The organism is Trinickia soli (assembly GCF_002879855.1).
Lineage (GTDB): Bacteria > Pseudomonadota > Gammaproteobacteria > Burkholderiales > Burkholderiaceae > Trinickia > Trinickia soli.
Genome location: NZ_PNYB01000014.1, coordinates 46,085 through 60,659, shown reverse-complemented (window position 1 = coordinate 60,659; position 14,575 = coordinate 46,085). Strand labels below are relative to the sequence as shown.

Sequence of the window (14,575 nt, the reverse complement as noted above, 5' to 3'; positions counted from 1 at the left end):
CGGTCCACAGCGGAGCGCACGCGTTCCACATTACGGCCGCAAGGCCGGTATTCTTTGCCGCCGCGGCAGTGCGGTCGGAAAGCTCGGGAGGTTCTCATGGGTTCATTCAGCATTTGGCACTGGTTGATCGTGCTTTTGATCGTCGCGCTCGTGTTCGGCACAAAGCGTCTGCGCAGCATGGGCAGCGATTTGGGCAGTGCGGTGAAAGGCTTCAAGGAAGGCATGAAGGATGCCGATACGCCGTCTTCGTCGACGCCCGCTGACACCGAGCGGCGCGAATTGCCGCGCTCCGGCGCGATCGATGTCGAAGCGAAGGAAAAGACACGCTCGAACGATTACCGCTGAGCGCCCCGCGCGCCCGCCGGCACGGCGCGGCACGCAGGCGCAGCGAAACGGTGGAAGGATATCAACGCACAACCGACAACAGACGCTTAGGCCACTTACATGCTCGATCTCGGACTGACGAAGATGGCGCTGATCGGCGTAGTCGCGCTCGTCGTACTGGGGCCGGAGCGGCTGCCGCGCGTCGCACGCACGGCAGGTGCGCTGTTCGGGCGCGCGCAACGCTACATCAACGACGTGAAGGCGGAAGTCACGCGTGAAATCGAACTCGACGAGCTGCGCCGGATGAAGACCGAATTCGAGTCGGCCGCGCGCAACGTCGAAAACACGATTCACGACAATATTCGCAAGCACGAGTCCGAACTCAACGACGCATTCCGCTCGGCTACATCGGTCTCGCCGAGTATCGGCGCAGCCGCTGCCGCAGCCGAAGACGCGGCCGCTGGGGGCGCGGGCACAAGCGCTGCCACGGCGGCGGATTACGCTTGGCGCAGAGCGTCGGCGGGGGTCGCCGTCAAGCGCGTCAGTTGGCGTGTCAAGCGGACGGCGGCGCCGGTCTGGTACAAGCGGGCCACGGGCCGACGCACGCGGGTGCAATCGGGCGCCGCGCGTGTCGCGCGGCATACGCCCCCGAGCCTGCGCAAGCAGCGGCGGTTTCTTTGATCCGAGCCATGCGCGTCATTGACGCTCCCCATCTTCCGATTTCTCGGCGCGCCGCGCGTCGATCTTCTTCTTAAGAGGGCCGGCGTGAGCGACCCGCAGCACAAGTCAAGCGAAAGCAAAGAAGAGTCGTTTATCTCGCATCTCGTCGAGTTGCGCGACCGCATCATCAAAGCCGGGATCGCCGTCATCGTCGTGTTTCTCTCGCTCGTCTACTGGGCGACGGACATTTTCAAGGTGCTGGCGCGGCCGTTGATGGAAAACCTGCCCAAAGGCGGGCGCATGATCGTGACCGACGTCACGGGCTCGTTCTTCGTGCCCGTCAAGGTGACCATGCTGGTGGCGCTCGTCATAGCGCTGCCGATCGTGCTGTATCAGATCTGGGCGTTCGTGGCGCCGGGGCTGTATCAGCACGAGAAGAAGCTCGTTGCACCGCTCGTCGGCAGCAGCTACCTGCTGTTTCTATGCGGGATGGCGTTCGCGTACTTCGTCGTGTTTCCGACCATCTTTCGCGTCATGGCGCACTACAACGCGCCGCTCGATGTGCAGATGTCGACCGACATCGACAATTATCTGAGTTTCGTTTTATCGATGTTTCTTGCGTTCGGCGTGACGTTCGAAGTGCCGATCATCGTCGTGCTGCTCGTGCGGATGAACGTGCTGACGCTCAAAAAGCTGCGCAGCATTCGGCCCTATGTGGTCGTGGGCGCGTTCATCGTGGCGGCCGTCGTCACGCCGCCCGATGTCTTTTCGCAATTGATTCTGGCGTTGCCGCTCATCATCCTTTACGAAGCCGGAATCATCGCGGCGCGCTTGATCGTCGGGAAGGACCGCCCGGTAGTGGACGAAGAGGGCGCGGTCGGCTGAGGATCGCCGCTCGCGCTTTCCGCCGTCACTCTTCCTGCTGCGAGTCGCTATTGCCGTCTTCGTTGGCCGCCTGCTTGGGCGGCGGCGGGCGTCGGCCAATCGTGACGACGACATCCATCTCTTTCTTCTTACGCATCAGTTTGACCTTGGCCTGCGTGCCGGGCTTGATTTGCGCGATGACGTTCAACAGCCGCGTCGTGTCGGTGATTTCCTGCCCGTTCACGTCCAGCAGGACGTCGCCCGGTTTGATGCCGGCTTTATCGGCCGGGCCGCCCTGCAGGACGCCCGCGACGATCGTGCCCCGCTGCTCGAGCCCGAAGGATTCGGCGATCGCCGGCGTGACATCCTGCGGCTCGACGCCGATCCACCCGCGCGTGACCGAACCCGTCGTGATGATGCTTTCGAGCACGCTGCGCGCCGTCGACACGGGAATGGCGAAGCCGATGCCGAGCGAGCCGCCCGAGCGCGAGTAGATCGCCGTATTGATCCCAAGCAGATTGCCGTTGACGTCGACGAGCGCGCCGCCCGAGTTGCCGGGATTGATCGGCGCATCGGTTTGAATGAAGTTCTCGAACGTGTTGATGCCGAGGTGATTGCGCCCCAGCGCGCTGATGATGCCCATGGTGACCGTCTGGCCCACGCCGAACGGGTTGCCGATCGCCAGCACGACATCACCCACGTGCGCCTGGTCGATCCGGCCCAGCGTGATCGTCGGCAGGTTCGTCATGGCGATCTTGAGCACGGCGAGATCCGTTTCGGGATCGACGCCGATCACTTTCGCGTTGGTACGGCGGCCGTCGGGCAGCGCCACCTCGATCTCGTCCGCCCCATCCACGACATGTTCGTTCGTTAGAATGTAGCCTTCCGAGCTGACGATGACGCCCGAGCCCAGGTTCGTCGCGGCTTCGTCTCGCGGCGGCTGTTGCTGCTGTTGCTGCGGGTTCTTGGGGTTGCCGAAGAAATAGCGGAACAGCGGATCCTTCGCGTGCGGATTGGGCGGCGTCGCGCCACCCTTGCCCGAGAATACGTTGACGACGGCCGGCATCGCTTTTTGGGCGGCCTCGGCATAGGAGGCGGTCGCCGGTCCGGAGCCCGAACCCGGCGCGACTTCACGCAGTGCGACGATCGGGGAGGCGAGCTGCTTCCCGAATTGCCCTTGCCGCTGCAGCCATTGGGGCTTGAGCGTGACCACGATGAACAGTAATGCGAGCAGCACCGTCACCGCTTGGGCGAAAAGCAGCCAGAAGCGTCTAAGCATTTGAAGAATCGAGGTTTCTATGGATCGGATCGAACTTGAATTGTACTTGAACGACATGCTCGACATCGGTCGTTTCAAGGACTACAGCCCGAACGGCCTGCAAGTTGAGGGCCGTCGGCGCATTGACAAGATCGCGACGGGCGTCACGGCTTCGCTCGCGTTCCTGGAGGCGGCCACCGAATGGGGCGCCGATGCGGTCCTCGTCCATCACGGCTATTTCTGGCGCAACGAGACGCCGCAGGTGACAGGCCGCAAGTATCGGCGGCTCAAGCAGCTCATCGCCAACGACATCAACCTGTTCGCTTATCACCTGCCGCTCGACGATCATCCCGAACTGGGGAACAACGCGCAGCTTGGCGCGCGGCTCGGCCTCATCGGCGAATCGCGCTTCGGGGCCGACGGGCTCGGTTGGATGACGACACTGCCGATGCCCGTCACGCTCGCGCATTTCGCCGCTCAGGTCGAACAGACGCTCGGCCGTACCCCGCTTCTGCTTGGCGACGCCGACTCCGAACTGCGCCGGATCGCGTGGTGTACGGGCGGCGCGCAGCACTACTTCGAGGCTGCCATCGAGGCGGGCGCCGATGTCTACCTGACCGGCGAGATCTCGGAGCAGACGACCCATATCTCGGCCGAAAGCGGCGTCGCCTTTCTTGCTGCGGGGCACCATGCGACGGAACGCTACGGCGTTCAGGCGCTGGGCGCACATCTGTCGGAGCGCTTCGACGTCGAGCATCTGTTTATCGATATCCATAATCCCGTCTGATGCGGTGCCGCAATTTTGTGCTGCATTATTCGCTGATGTCCGTGCTTGAAATGATGCGAATCAATTCGCCGTGCGGCGGGTATGCCGAAAAACGAAATACGGAGGAAACACTTAACGAGGAATGAGGGCGAAAGGCTGTCCGCGGGCTGCGGGGAAACCCTTAAGAATCAGCGCTTCGCACGGTTTTTGACTGACGGCTCTTGTAAATGCCGACTCCATTCGCGCAAACTAGCGGCGGCAACAAAAGCGGTGACGGAAAATCCAACTCGGAAGTGGGGCGTGTGATGCGAGATAAAGAAGAGCAACGCGTCGACAGCAGCCGCCGTACCTGGCTGATTGCGACGTCCGTAATGGGCGGCTTTGGAGGCGTAGCCGCCGTAGTGCCTTTCGTGGACTCCTTAGAGCCATCGGCAAAAGCAAAAGCGGGCGGCGCGCCCGTTGAAGTGGATATCAGCGGTCTGAAGCCGGGCGAGATGATGACCGTCTCGTGGCGCGGCAAACCCGTGTGGATTCTGAACCGAACGGACGACATGCTCGCCGAGGTCAAAAAGGCCGACCCCGAAGTTGCCGATCCGCAGTCGAAGAACCCATTCACGATGCCGCTGCCCGAGTACTGCAACAACGAGTACCGGTCGCGGGCCGATCACAAGAACATCCTCATCGTCGTCGCCGTCTGCACGCATCTGGGCTGCTCGCCGACAGCGCGCTTTACGCCGGGCCCGCAGCCGAACCTGCCCGACAACTGGCCCGGCGGCTTCCTGTGCCCGTGTCACGGCTCCACCTACGATCTGGACGGCCGCGTCTTCAAGAACAAGCCTGCGCCGCAGAACCTCGACGTTCCCCCCTACATGTTCACGAACGGCGGCAAGACAGTCGTGATCGGTAAAGACGAACACGGAGAAGCGTAAATGGCCACAACGGAAAACCAGGTGGAATCGACCGGGCTGGTCGGCTGGATCGACCGGCGCTTCCCGATGACCTCGACGTGGAAGGCGCATTTATCCGAGTACTACGCGCCGAAGAACTTCAACTTCTGGTACTTCTTCGGCTCGCTCGCGCTGCTCGTGCTCGTGAACCAGATCGTCACGGGTATCTTCCTGACGATGAACTACAAGCCCGATTCGCAGCTTGCGTTCGCGTCGGTCGAGTACATCATGCGCGAGGTGCCGTGGGGCTGGCTGATCCGCTACATGCATTCGACGGGCGCCTCGATGTTCTTCGTCGTCGTTTATCTGCACATGTTCCGCGGCCTCATGTACGGGTCGTACCGCAAGCCGCGCGAACTCGTATGGATCTTCGGCTGCGCGATCTTCCTGTGTCTCATGGCCGAAGCGTTCTTCGGCTACCTGCTGCCGTGGGGACAGATGTCCTACTGGGGCGCACAGGTGATCGTCAACCTGTTCTCGGCGATTCCGTTCGTCGGTCCCGACCTCTCGCTCTGGATTCGTGGCGACTACGTTGTCTCCGACATCACGCTGAACCGCTTCTTCGCGTTTCACGTCATCGCCATTCCGCTTGTGCTGCTCGGGCTGGTGTTCGTCCATATCGTTGCGTTGCACGAAGTGGGGTCGAACAATCCTGACGGCATCGAGATCAAGGCGAAGAAAGATCCGGCCGGCAAGCCGCTCGACGGCATCCCGTTCCATCCCTTCTATTCGGTGCATGACTTCTTCGGCGTTTGCGTGTTCCTGATCGTCTTTGCGGCGATCATCTTCTTCGCGCCGGAGATGGGCGGATACTTCCTCGAAGCGAACAACTTCATCCCCGCCAACCCGCTGCAAACGCCGCCCGAAATCGCGCCGGTCTGGTACTTCACGGCCTTCTACGCGATGCTGCGCGCGACGACCGACCCGTTCAAGATCGTGCTGATGATCATCGTCGGCCTGCTCGGGCTGCTTGCCCTCGCGCGGGCGCGCGGCAAATGGCGCATTGGCTTGCCGGTGCTGGCCGCGCTCCTGATCGTGTTCATGGCGGTGACCGAGGCGAAGTTCTGGGGTGTGGTCGTGATGGGCTCGGCCGTGATTTCGCTGTTCTTCCTGCCGTGGCTCGATCGCAGCCCGGTCAAGTCGATTCGTTATCGGCCGTTCTTCCACAAGGTCTTCTATGGGATCTTCGTGCTGGCGTTCCTGACGCTGGCGTTTTTGGGGACGAAGCCGCCTTCGCCGGCGGCGACGTTGATCGCCCAGATCTGCGCGCTGATCTATTTCGCGTTCTTCCTGGGCATGCCGTTCTGGACCCGGCTTGGCACGTTCAAGCAGCCGCCGGAGCGGGTTCGCTTCAAGCCCCATTAATCGCGAGCGAGGACACTACGATATGAAGAACTGGCTGAGCAAGCTCGCGCGTATCGGCGGGGCGAGCCTTTTGACGTTGGCGGCGGCGCTGGGATCGGCGCATGCGGAGGAAGGTTTTCCGCTGGATCGTGCGCCTGACAACATGCACAACATCGCGTCGTTGCAGCACGGGGCGCAATTGTTTGTAAACTATTGCCTGAACTGCCACAGTGCGAACCTGATGCGGTACAGCGCGCTGGAGCAGATCGGGATTTCCCAGAAGGAGATCGAGCAGAACCTGCTCTTTACGAGCGATAAAGTCGGCAGCACGATGTCGGTGGCGATGCGTCCCGACGACGCGAAGGCCTGGTTCGGCGTTGCGCCGCCCGATTTGTCCGTGGAGGCGCGTGCGCGGGGCAGCGACTGGCTTTATACGTATTTGCGCAGCTTCTATCGCGACGATACGCGGCCGACGGGCTGGAACAACATGGTGTTCAACAACGTCGGCATGCCTAACGTGCTGTGGCAATTGCAGGGTGTGCGTACGGCGAAGTTCGAGGAGGTGAAGGATGCGGAAACGGGAGAGACGACGCATCAGTTCACGGGCTTCCAAGTGGTAAAACCTGGGACGATGTCCCGGGTAGATTATGATTCTGCCGTGGCCGACCTGGTCGCGTACTTGACTTGGATGTCCGAGCCGAGCCAGCAGACGCGCCGACAGCTTGGCGTGTGGGTGCTGATCTTCCTGGGCGTACTGTCGTTTTTCGCCTGGCGGCTCAACGCGGCGTACTGGAAAGACGTCAAATAAACACGCCGTGACACGGTGTGGGGCCGGCGCAGGGGGGAGCTCGGAGTGGGCTCTTTTACGCGTCGGCCCTTCAGCTTTTTGAGGAAACTTTAGACATGATGGTTTTGTATTCCGGCACAACTTGCCCGTTTTCCCAGCGTTGCCGGCTGGTGTTGTTCGAAAAGGGCATGGACTTCGAGATCCGCGACGTCGACTTGTTCAACAAGCCGGAAGACATCGCCGTGATGAATCCGTACGGGCAGGTGCCGATTCTCGTCGAGCGCGATTTGATCCTGTACGAATCGAACATCATCAACGAGTACATCGACGAGCGCTTTCCGCATCCGCAGCTGATGCCGGCCGATCCGGTGCAGCGTGCGCGCGCGCGCCTGTTCCTGCTGAACTTCGAGAAGGAGTTGTTCGTTCACGTCGGCACGCTCGAGAACGAGAAGGGCAAAGCGGCTGAGAAGAATCATGAGAAGGCGCGTCTTGCGATTCGCGATCGGTTGACGCAACTGGCGCCGATCTTCCTGAAGAACAAGTACATGCTCGGCGAAGAGTTCTCGATGCTCGACGTGGCGATCGCGCCGCTGTTGTGGCGTCTTGACCATTACGGCATCGAGTTGTCGAAGAATGCGGCGCCGCTGATGAAGTACGCTGAGCGTATCTTCAGCCGTCCGGCTTACATCGAGGCGCTGACGCCCTCGGAAAAGGTGATGCGCCGGTAAATCGGTTTCGGGTGCGCGCCCGGGCCTTCGCGGGTGGCGGGCGACGCGCCGGATTCTGTATGAGGACAGTTGATGCAAGAGATTTCGACTAAGCCTTATTTGCTGCGTGCGTTGTACGAGTGGTGTACGGACAATGGCTATACGCCGCACATCGCCGTGCGGGTGGATAACCAGACGCGCGTTCCGCGTCAGTTCGTGCACAACGACGAGATCGTGCTGAACATCAGCTTCGAGGCGACGAGTCAGCTGCAAATGGGCAACGAGTGGATCGAGTTCAGTGCTCGCTTCTCGGGCAAGGTGCACAAGATCGAAGTGCAGGTGGCGAACGTGCTGGCGATCTATGCGCGCGAGAACGGGCAGGGGATGGCGTTTCCTGTCGAGCCTGCGACCGGCGCTGCGCAAAGCGGCGGGCCGGTGGCCAGCAGCGAAGTGGAGGATCTGCCGGTTGCGGAATCCGAGGTTTCGTCTGAGGCGGGAGATGGGGCGCCTGCGGCGAAGAGCGATGCGGGGCGGCCTTCGCGTCCTTCCCGCGCTGCCCGGCCTTCCCAGCCTTCCCAGCCCTCGCGTCCCGATGACGATGGCGGTAAAGGCGGCGGCGGGAAAGGCCACCTCAAAGTCGTGAAATGAAGTAGAATCGCGGACTCACGCCGGCTTAGCTCATCTGGTAGAGCAGTTGATTTGTAATCATCAGGTGGCGGGTTCGAGTCCTGCAGCCGGCACCAAATAACGAACGGGCTACGCGAATGCGTAGCCCGTTTGGTTTTTGGGGCGAACCGGTGCACGCCGAATCGTTCTGCGTCAATCGTTCCGATTCGCGGTTGCCTCAATTTCCGCGGTATCCCACTGCCCACGGCGCATCGCCGCCGCCAACATTCCCAGCGTCAACGGTACCAGCGCCGGCTGGCGAACCCGTTTGGAAAATAGGCCTAGGAACGACGAGAGCAACTGCTGCCCTTCCGGGGCAAAGTAGCGCCTGTACGGGAAATCTTGCGCCCGCACGTTGAAAGTTGCCGCCCACTTTTCGATAAATCCGACGGCGTCGAGTCCTGTCAGGCCCAGGTCCTCCTCGAGGCGCGACGATGGCTGCAGGTTGAGTCGACCGCCGAACAAGGGGCGACCAAGCTCTTCTCGGGCGAACGCCTCCAGCCTTTCCCACGTCGCATCTTTCATAGGGGCACTCGATCGTCCGGGTTCGCGAGGCGGTTATAAGTCGTGACTGTATTGCGCATGATCATGAACGCGTCGCGCGCCAAAAACACCTCTCCGATGACCGGAATCGCCCTGCCAACGAACGCGCCCAGGTTGCGCGTAAAAGCGACTCGAACTCCGCCGAGTCTCACTTTCGTGATCATCGGTAAGGGCACTCGCAAGTGGTGGGCCGTCAGCTTTCCGCTCGCCGCGTCGGCCATTTGCGCGTTGCGCTACGCCGGCGCGAACCCCGGACCCTTCACCAACAGCGTCGGCGTGTTGCTGCTCGGCATCGCCAGCATCGCCATCGTCGGGCTCTTCGTGCGCACGCTGAAAGGCGTGTTGGCCGGCGAACTTCGTGCGCTCAGTAGCTAGTCAGGCCGTACAGCTTCGCTATTGCGCCGATGCGTTCGATGATCGAAATGCGCAATGGCTCAGGCGCTATCACTTCGACTTCGGGCGCGAGCCGCAACAACTGCCCGGTCGCATGCTCGATCGATTCAATCGGAATGCGCACCTTGCTTCGCCCGTCTTCGCCTGGTGCTCGCGATGATGCCGCCACGGCGCGCGCTACCGCGCTGCTGACATAGCTCAGGCTCTTGAGTCCGGCCGGCGTCGCCAGCAACGTCGCTTCCGATCGATACAACTCGCGCTCGAAGCGCTCGATCGACGCACGCCAGTACGTGGCGAGATCGAATTTCTGCGGACGACGGACGGTCTCCGGCAGCATTTCAGCGGCCATGATATTGGAGATGCGGAACGTGCGGGGTTCGTTTTTCACCACGCCCACGAGGTACCAGATGCCGGCTTTCAGCACCAGACCGAGGGGTTCGACGATGCGCGCCGCCGTAGTCTTCCAGCTCTCATAACAGATCGCGAGCTGCTGCTCGCGCCATACCGCCTCGGCAATCGTCGCCAGTTGCGGCACCGGCTCGGCATCGCGGTACCAGTCGACCGGGTCGAGGTGCAGCCGCGAACTGACGCGCTGCGCGTCGTCGCGTGCGCCAGCCGGCAGCGCTGCCAGCAGTTTGAGCCGCGCCGATTCGACCTCGTCTTTGAGCCCGAGCTGCGCCGCAGGAATCGCCAGCCCACTGAGAAACACGGCCTGCGATTCGGCCGCGGTGAGGCCCGTGAGGGTCGTCTTCCAACCATCGAGCAACTTGAAGCCGCCCTCGCGCCCGCGGTCTGCCACGACCGGCACGCCCGCCGCAGCGAGTTGATCGATGTCGCGATGCAGCGTTCGCACCGACACCTCGAGTTCCTTGGCAAGCTCGCGCGCACTCATGCGGCCGCGCGTTTGCAAGAGCATCTGGATCGAAAGCAAACGACTCGCGCGCATACGGGCTCTCATCTAAACATGACACTCGATGGCATATATTATGACCCAGACTGGCGGCACGAGAAAACGACGAACGAGAGACCGATGAACGACCAATCGATGAACGACCAATCCGGTCTGCACGACTTCGATTTCCTGATCGGCGATTGGACCGTGGCGCATCAACGACTGAAGCAGCGCCTCGCCGGATGCACCGAGTGGGAGGCATTCGGCGGCACGATGAAGCTGTGGTCGCTTGTCGGTAGCCAGGTCAATATCGACGACAACGTGATTGAGTTGCCGTCGGGCGCCTACCGCGCCGCGTCGTTGCGCAGTTTCGATCTGACGACGGGGCAGTGGGCCATCCGATGGATCGACAGTCGCCATCCGCATCAAGTCGATCCCGCCGTGGTGGGGCGCTTCCAGGACGGAATAGGGACATTCCTCGGCACCGATATTTTCGAAGGCCGGCCCATCAAGATCCGCTTCGTCTGGTCCGACATCGCTCCCGATAGTGCAACGTGGCAGCAGGCGTTTTCAGATGACGGTGGGGCGACCTGGGAAACCAACTGGGTGATGAAGTTTCAACGGGCGTGAGTGGTCTCGATACCGCACGGCCGCTGCGACGCTCGCCGCTCTACCAGGCGCTGAGCGAGCGTCACACGTGCTTCGGCAGCAAGATGGGATGGGTGCATGCGAACTTCTTCGCATCGCCTGGCGTGCCCCCGAGCGAGGAACGAATCGCGACTAAAGCGACCGAGCCGATGACACCGATCCGGACGCCGATCCTGACCCCGCTCCGGCCGAAGGCGCGACCTGCCATCGCAATTCCGGGAACGTGGCGCCGGCCGGCATCGCCCATGCACCGTTTGCGCTGAAGTCCCATCCGACGAAGCTGGCCGGGTTGCCCATTTGCGCGGTGGTCAATCCGTTTTGCGCGGGGGCGCCGCCGCCATCAGTCTGCATGCCCGACGTTTGCGCGTTCCAGTAGTCGTCGCTGCCGCCGCCGCTGCCTGCGCCGATCAGCCCGCCCGCTCCGCCTCCCGGGCCAAACCAGTAAGAACCGCCGCCGCCCGAAACCGAGCCGGTCGAGAACGATTGCGTGATCGTCCCGCTGCTGCGCCCGGCGAGCCCGCCGACGAACGCCCAGCCGCCGCCGCTCACGCCCCCTGTCGCATACGACTGCGTGATGAGCCCGCTATTGTCGGCGACGAGGCCGCCCAGATCGCCGGAGCCCGGCCCCCCCGAAAAGTCGGGCATCCCGCTGACGCCGGCGCCGCTCCATGATTGGGCGATCGTGCCGTTGTTCAGTCCCACGAGGCCGCCGACGGAGTAGGTCGAGCCGGGGCCGAAATCGTTGAATGACAGATATCCGGTGGAGTAGGCGCGCGCGATCAGGCCGTCGTTTTCCTGAGTGAGCAAGCCGGTCGTGCAAGCGTCGGCATAGCAATGGCCGAAGGAAATGCTGCCGTTCGTGACACCGAGGTTGCGCACGACACCGCTGCTGCCGATTCGAAAGAAGACGCCGGCCGTGCTCGTGGACGCGCCGTCGATCACATGGCCAAGCCCATCGAACTGCCCCGTCAACGCTGTGCCGGTCGCGCCGCCCAGCGTATTCATGCTGCCGTTGACTTCGATGTCGCGCCCGAGCGCATAGTTACCGGCCAGGTTCTGCGAGACATTCTGCAAATCGTTGACCGTGTTGACGAGCCGATAGGCCGTGATCTGCGAGACGATGCCCGTTTCGCGGCCCGGCATGATCCAAGCTGCATTGCCGAGCAGTGTTCCCGGTACGAAGGTGCCGTTCATGTCCGAATACAAGCCGACGATACCGGTGCTCTTGGACCAATCGATCGTGCCGACACTGAGCACGCCGCCACCGTTATCGATACCTGTCGCGTCGGCACGTAGCGTCAGATTGCCTCCGCCTGTGTTGGCGATCGTCTTGCCGCTTCCGATCGTGACGGCGCGCAGCGCATTGAGCGCAAGCGATGCATTGCCGCTCCAGGCGAGGTTCGCGGCGACGTTGATGTCGCCCTCGGCGCCTCCCGCTCCCGTGGTCTGCACGTTGATTGAAGTGCCGGCGCTGAGGCTGCGCGAGAACGCGGCGGCGGCGGTGTCGGCGATCTTGTAGCTCGGCATGGTGATGTTCCAGCTACCGGCTGTTACCGTCGGCGTGCAATTGCAAAACGTCAATGTGCCGGCCACGGTATCGACCGTGCCGCCCGATCCGTCGGCGTTCGTCGCCGTGATGGCTTGCGGCAGTTCGACGGTGCCCGTATCCGCGACGAGCCAGACGTGACCGCCGCGCGTGGCCGTGCCGGTCGCGCGAATCGCGTCGTGATTCCCCGAAAGGGCATAGACGTTGCCGTCCGCCGCTTGCAGGCTCACTTGCGCGGCGGCAATCGTGCCGCTATCGAGCACGGTTCCCTTGCTGCCGGTCTGCACGAAGACCTGTCTGCCCGTGGATGAGTCCTGCAGCAGAATCTGACGGCCCGCCGCAAGTTCTGCCGTGCCTTGCGGGGCGCTGATGCTGCCCGCATTCCGGACTTCCCCGGCCGCGATGAGAAAGACGTCGCCTTGCGTCGAGCCGATTTTGCCGAGATTGACGACGTTGTTGTTCGATGTACCTGTCAGCGTCAACGCGCCGCCATTCATGAACGCCGTATTGTCGACGTCGAGCGTCGAGGCGACGAAGCGGCCGCCCGTGCTGACGACGCCGCTCGAGCCGATGACCACGCCTTGCGGGTTGATGACATAAAGGCTACCCGTGGCCGAAAGCGAACCCAGTATTGAAGAGGCATTTGCGCCTGTGACGCGGTTCAGCGTGGCGCCCGTGCCATTATCGAACGTCACCTGATTACCGCTACCGATCGAAAAGCTATTCCAATCGATAACGCCGCGCGCCGTGCTTTGTGTGACGGTGAGTGCGGATCCGTTGGTCGAGATCGAGCCGGTGCCGGCCACGAACTGTCCGCCTTGCGGAAGCGTTCCGGCATTCGCAGCGTGCAGCGTTGCGAGCCACAGGGTGACGACTGCGCACGCCTGCGATATCGCCGTTTGCGCGACTGGCGTCGAGCGTGCGCGTGTTCTGCGTTGCATGCTGCCTCCTCATGTTAAATGGCTTGAACCCCGAATCGATTCCTTTCTCGCTTCGCTGTCGCAGCGATTAACGCAGTTTGAGCGCTCTTTCAGCTTTTATCGCCTGTATGTTTTTAGAGCCGAGTGAGTAAGGCGGAGAATCGCGTAGCGTGGAATTATTGAATCAAATCGCTGTTTTAGAGCCGTCCGATTCGGACGATGATTCGTGCTTTTGAGCCAGGGCGCGATCCGGCAGCATTCCACGTCGCGCTTTCTTCACTTAGTGGGTGGCTCGGGGTGGACCGAAGCCTCACCGCAGGCAGCCAATCCCGACCAACGTCGCCTCAACCGCCGAATCGAGCGGTGTATGCGGTTCTTCGCCGAGCACCGTCTGAAGCTGCGCGTTGCTCATTTGCACGCGAACCTGCCACAGGTAACGCATTTCCATGAGTTCGCGCAGCATCGGCACGAACGGCGACGTCAGTCGCACGAGCCACCAGGGGAAGCGCTTCAAGCTCGCGCGCACGCCCTGGCGCGCCATGACCCTGCGGATCGCCTCCGCCATCTGCGTCCCATCTTCGTCCCAGTGGCCGGCCATGTGAAACGTCGCGAATGGCGCGAGCGTGGCGCGACGTTCGATCAGCGCCATCATCGTGCGTGCGACGTCGGGCACGTACGACCAGAGGTGCCCCACGCCGCGCCGGCCCGGCAGACGCACGACCGAGGCAAGCCGGCCCGCCTTGACGAGGCCCTGCGAGAACCAGCTGTTGCCAATCCGCGGGCCGAAGAAGTCGCCGGCACGCACGACAATCGTGCGCACGCCCTGCTGGGTCGCGTCCTGCAGCCGGCGTTCCAGCTCCACGCGGATCTTCCCTTTGCGCGTCGACGGCTGCTGCGGCGAATCCTCCCGCAACAACGGAAACGCCTGCTCGCCGTAGTTGTAGATCGTGCCCGGCAAGACAACCGTTGCGCCGGCCGCCGCCGCCGCGGCGATCGTGTTGTCGATCATCGGCAACACGAGTTCGGACCAGCGCAGATAGCCGGGCGGGTTGACGGCGTGGACGATCACGTTGCACCCGCGCGCCGCGTTCACGACGGCTTCCCGGTCCATGGCGTCGCCGCGCACCCAGACCATGCCGTCGCGCTCGATGCACGCGGCTTCGAGTCCGCGCGTCAGTGCAACAACCGTCCAGCCGCCGTCGCGCAACTGACGCGCCAGTTCGCCGCCGATGCCGCCCGTCGCGCCGAGCACCAGCGCCCGTGGGGTGTGTGTCGCTTGCCTGTCGTTCATCGCTGCTCTCCTGGTAGGT

General features: G+C 62.6%; 16 protein-coding genes, 1 tRNA gene and 1 pseudogene. 12 read left to right on the top strand and 6 right to left on the bottom strand.

The window, feature by feature from the left end; translation table 11 throughout:
• The first annotated feature begins 96 nt into the window (after window positions 1-96).
• The 3 genes from tatA to tatC all read left to right on the top strand — a co-directional run bounded on the left by tatA (window position 97) and on the right by tatC (window position 1,869).
• Complete coding sequence (tatA, locus tag C0Z19_RS17070) at window positions 97-345, top strand: Sec-independent protein translocase subunit TatA (protein ID WP_102611022.1); 249 nt, start codon at window positions 97-99, stop codon at window positions 343-345.
• A 99-nt stretch (window positions 346-444) separates the two neighbouring features.
• Window positions 445-1,005 carry a Sec-independent protein translocase protein TatB gene (gene tatB, locus C0Z19_RS17065; RefSeq protein ID WP_102611021.1) on the top strand — a complete coding sequence of 187 codons (561 nt, stop codon included), beginning with the start codon at window positions 445-447 and terminating at the stop codon, window positions 1,003-1,005.
• Window positions 1,006-1,089: 84 nt separating this feature from the next.
• Complete coding sequence (gene tatC / locus C0Z19_RS17060) at window positions 1,090-1,869, top strand: twin-arginine translocase subunit TatC (protein WP_102611123.1); 780 nt, start codon at window positions 1,090-1,092, stop codon at window positions 1,867-1,869.
• Window positions 1,870-1,894: 25 nt separating this feature from the next.
• On the opposite strand, the gene C0Z19_RS17055 is transcribed toward tatC, so the two are convergent.
• Window positions 1,895-3,127 carry a Do family serine endopeptidase gene (locus C0Z19_RS17055; RefSeq protein WP_102611020.1) on the bottom strand — a complete coding sequence of 411 codons (1,233 nt, stop codon included), beginning with the start codon at window positions 3,125-3,127 and terminating at the stop codon, window positions 1,895-1,897.
• A gap of 19 nt (window positions 3,128-3,146) precedes the next feature.
• On the opposite strand from C0Z19_RS17055, the gene C0Z19_RS17050 reads away from it, so the two are divergent.
• The 7 genes from C0Z19_RS17050 (at window position 3,147) to C0Z19_RS17020 (ending at window position 8,400) form a co-directional block, all read left to right on the top strand.
• Window positions 3,147-3,893 (top strand): Nif3-like dinuclear metal center hexameric protein, encoded by a 747-nt coding sequence (locus C0Z19_RS17050; RefSeq protein ID WP_102611019.1) that lies wholly within the window; start codon window positions 3,147-3,149, stop codon window positions 3,891-3,893.
• A gap of 284 nt (window positions 3,894-4,177) precedes the next feature.
• The gene (petA, locus tag C0Z19_RS17045) at window positions 4,178-4,801 is read left to right on the top strand and encodes a ubiquinol-cytochrome c reductase iron-sulfur subunit (protein WP_102611122.1); all 624 of its coding nucleotides are present in this window, start codon (window positions 4,178-4,180) and stop codon (window positions 4,799-4,801) included.
• On the top strand, window positions 4,802-6,184 hold the full coding sequence (locus tag C0Z19_RS17040; protein WP_102611018.1) for a cytochrome b: 1,383 nt from the start codon (window positions 4,802-4,804) through the stop codon (window positions 6,182-6,184).
• Window positions 6,185-6,206: 22 nt separating this feature from the next.
• Window positions 6,207-6,971 carry a cytochrome c1 gene (locus C0Z19_RS17035; protein WP_102611017.1) on the top strand — a complete coding sequence of 255 codons (765 nt, stop codon included), beginning with the start codon at window positions 6,207-6,209 and terminating at the stop codon, window positions 6,969-6,971.
• Between the two features lie 95 nt (window positions 6,972-7,066).
• Window positions 7,067-7,678 (top strand): glutathione S-transferase N-terminal domain-containing protein, encoded by a 612-nt coding sequence (locus tag C0Z19_RS17030; RefSeq protein WP_006052302.1) that lies wholly within the window; start codon window positions 7,067-7,069, stop codon window positions 7,676-7,678.
• Between the two features lie 72 nt (window positions 7,679-7,750).
• Window positions 7,751-8,305, top strand: coding sequence for a ClpXP protease specificity-enhancing factor (locus C0Z19_RS17025; protein ID WP_102611016.1), 555 nt, complete (start codon window positions 7,751-7,753; stop codon window positions 8,303-8,305).
• Window positions 8,306-8,324: 19 nt separating this feature from the next.
• A tRNA-Thr gene (locus C0Z19_RS17020) sits at window positions 8,325-8,400 on the top strand.
• A gap of 76 nt (window positions 8,401-8,476) precedes the next feature.
• Here the strand turns inward: C0Z19_RS17020 and C0Z19_RS17015 are convergent.
• Both C0Z19_RS17015 and C0Z19_RS29080 read right to left on the bottom strand, forming a co-directional pair.
• On the bottom strand, window positions 8,477-8,848 hold the full coding sequence (locus tag C0Z19_RS17015) for a DUF1493 family protein (protein ID WP_102611015.1): 372 nt from the start codon (window positions 8,846-8,848) through the stop codon (window positions 8,477-8,479).
• Window positions 8,845-9,048: pseudogene (locus C0Z19_RS29080) on the bottom strand (STM2901 family protein); the annotation flags it as partial. The gene C0Z19_RS17015 and the pseudogene C0Z19_RS29080, both read right to left, overlap by 4 nt.
• Here C0Z19_RS29080 and C0Z19_RS28015 point away from each other — a divergent pair.
• A complete protein-coding gene (locus C0Z19_RS28015; RefSeq protein ID WP_233196178.1) occupies window positions 9,023-9,241 on the top strand; it encodes an SLAC1 family transporter in 219 nt (72 codons plus the stop codon). The pseudogene C0Z19_RS29080 and the gene C0Z19_RS28015 overlap by 26 nt on opposite strands.
• Here the strand turns inward: C0Z19_RS28015 and C0Z19_RS17000 are convergent.
• The gene (locus C0Z19_RS17000; protein WP_102611013.1) at window positions 9,231-10,205 is read right to left on the bottom strand and encodes a helix-turn-helix transcriptional regulator; all 975 of its coding nucleotides are present in this window, start codon (window positions 10,203-10,205) and stop codon (window positions 9,231-9,233) included. The two genes, C0Z19_RS28015 and C0Z19_RS17000, sit on opposite strands and share 11 nt — an antisense overlap.
• Window positions 10,206-10,289: 84 nt before the next feature.
• Here C0Z19_RS17000 and C0Z19_RS16995 point away from each other — a divergent pair, with 84 nt between their 5' ends.
• Window positions 10,290-10,781, top strand: a complete 492-nt coding sequence (locus C0Z19_RS16995; RefSeq protein ID WP_102611121.1) for a DUF1579 domain-containing protein — start codon at window positions 10,290-10,292, stop codon at window positions 10,779-10,781.
• A gap of 150 nt (window positions 10,782-10,931) precedes the next feature.
• Here C0Z19_RS16995 and C0Z19_RS16990 read toward each other — a convergent pair whose 3' ends face one another.
• Window positions 10,932-13,286: a two-partner secretion domain-containing protein gene (locus tag C0Z19_RS16990; protein ID WP_102611012.1), complete on the bottom strand. Its 2,355-nt coding sequence runs from the start codon at window positions 13,284-13,286 to the stop codon at window positions 10,932-10,934.
• Between the two features lie 289 nt (window positions 13,287-13,575).
• The gene (locus tag C0Z19_RS16985) at window positions 13,576-14,556 is read right to left on the bottom strand and encodes an NAD-dependent epimerase/dehydratase family protein (protein ID WP_102611011.1); all 981 of its coding nucleotides are present in this window, start codon (window positions 14,554-14,556) and stop codon (window positions 13,576-13,578) included.
• Window positions 14,557-14,575 lie beyond the last annotated feature (19 nt).

Coding starts and splice junctions, on each gene's coding strand:
- tatA (WP_102611022.1), top strand. CDS start 97: ATGGGTTCATTCAGCATTTGGCACTGGTTGATCGTGCTTTTGATCGTC.
- tatB (WP_102611021.1), top strand. CDS start 445: ATGCTCGATCTCGGACTGACGAAGATGGCGCTGATCGGCGTAGTCGCG.
- C0Z19_RS17055 (WP_102611020.1), bottom strand. CDS start 3,127: ATGCTTAGACGCTTCTGGCTGCTTTTCGCCCAAGCGGTGACGGTGCTG.
- C0Z19_RS17050 (WP_102611019.1), top strand. CDS start 3,147: ATGGATCGGATCGAACTTGAATTGTACTTGAACGACATGCTCGACATC.
- petA (WP_102611122.1), top strand. CDS start 4,178: ATGCGAGATAAAGAAGAGCAACGCGTCGACAGCAGCCGCCGTACCTGG.
- C0Z19_RS17040 (WP_102611018.1), top strand. CDS start 4,802: ATGGCCACAACGGAAAACCAGGTGGAATCGACCGGGCTGGTCGGCTGG.
- C0Z19_RS17035 (WP_102611017.1), top strand. CDS start 6,207: ATGAAGAACTGGCTGAGCAAGCTCGCGCGTATCGGCGGGGCGAGCCTT.
- C0Z19_RS17030 (WP_006052302.1), top strand. CDS start 7,067: ATGATGGTTTTGTATTCCGGCACAACTTGCCCGTTTTCCCAGCGTTGC.
- C0Z19_RS17025 (WP_102611016.1), top strand. CDS start 7,751: ATGCAAGAGATTTCGACTAAGCCTTATTTGCTGCGTGCGTTGTACGAG.
- C0Z19_RS17015 (WP_102611015.1), bottom strand. CDS start 8,848: ATGAAAGATGCGACGTGGGAAAGGCTGGAGGCGTTCGCCCGAGAAGAG.
- C0Z19_RS17000 (WP_102611013.1), bottom strand. CDS start 10,205: ATGCGCGCGAGTCGTTTGCTTTCGATCCAGATGCTCTTGCAAACGCGC.
- C0Z19_RS16995 (WP_102611121.1), top strand. CDS start 10,290: ATGAACGACCAATCGATGAACGACCAATCCGGTCTGCACGACTTCGAT.
- C0Z19_RS16990 (WP_102611012.1), bottom strand. CDS start 13,286: ATGCAACGCAGAACACGCGCACGCTCGACGCCAGTCGCGCAAACGGCG.
- C0Z19_RS16985 (WP_102611011.1), bottom strand. CDS start 14,556: ATGAACGACAGGCAAGCGACACACACCCCACGGGCGCTGGTGCTCGGC.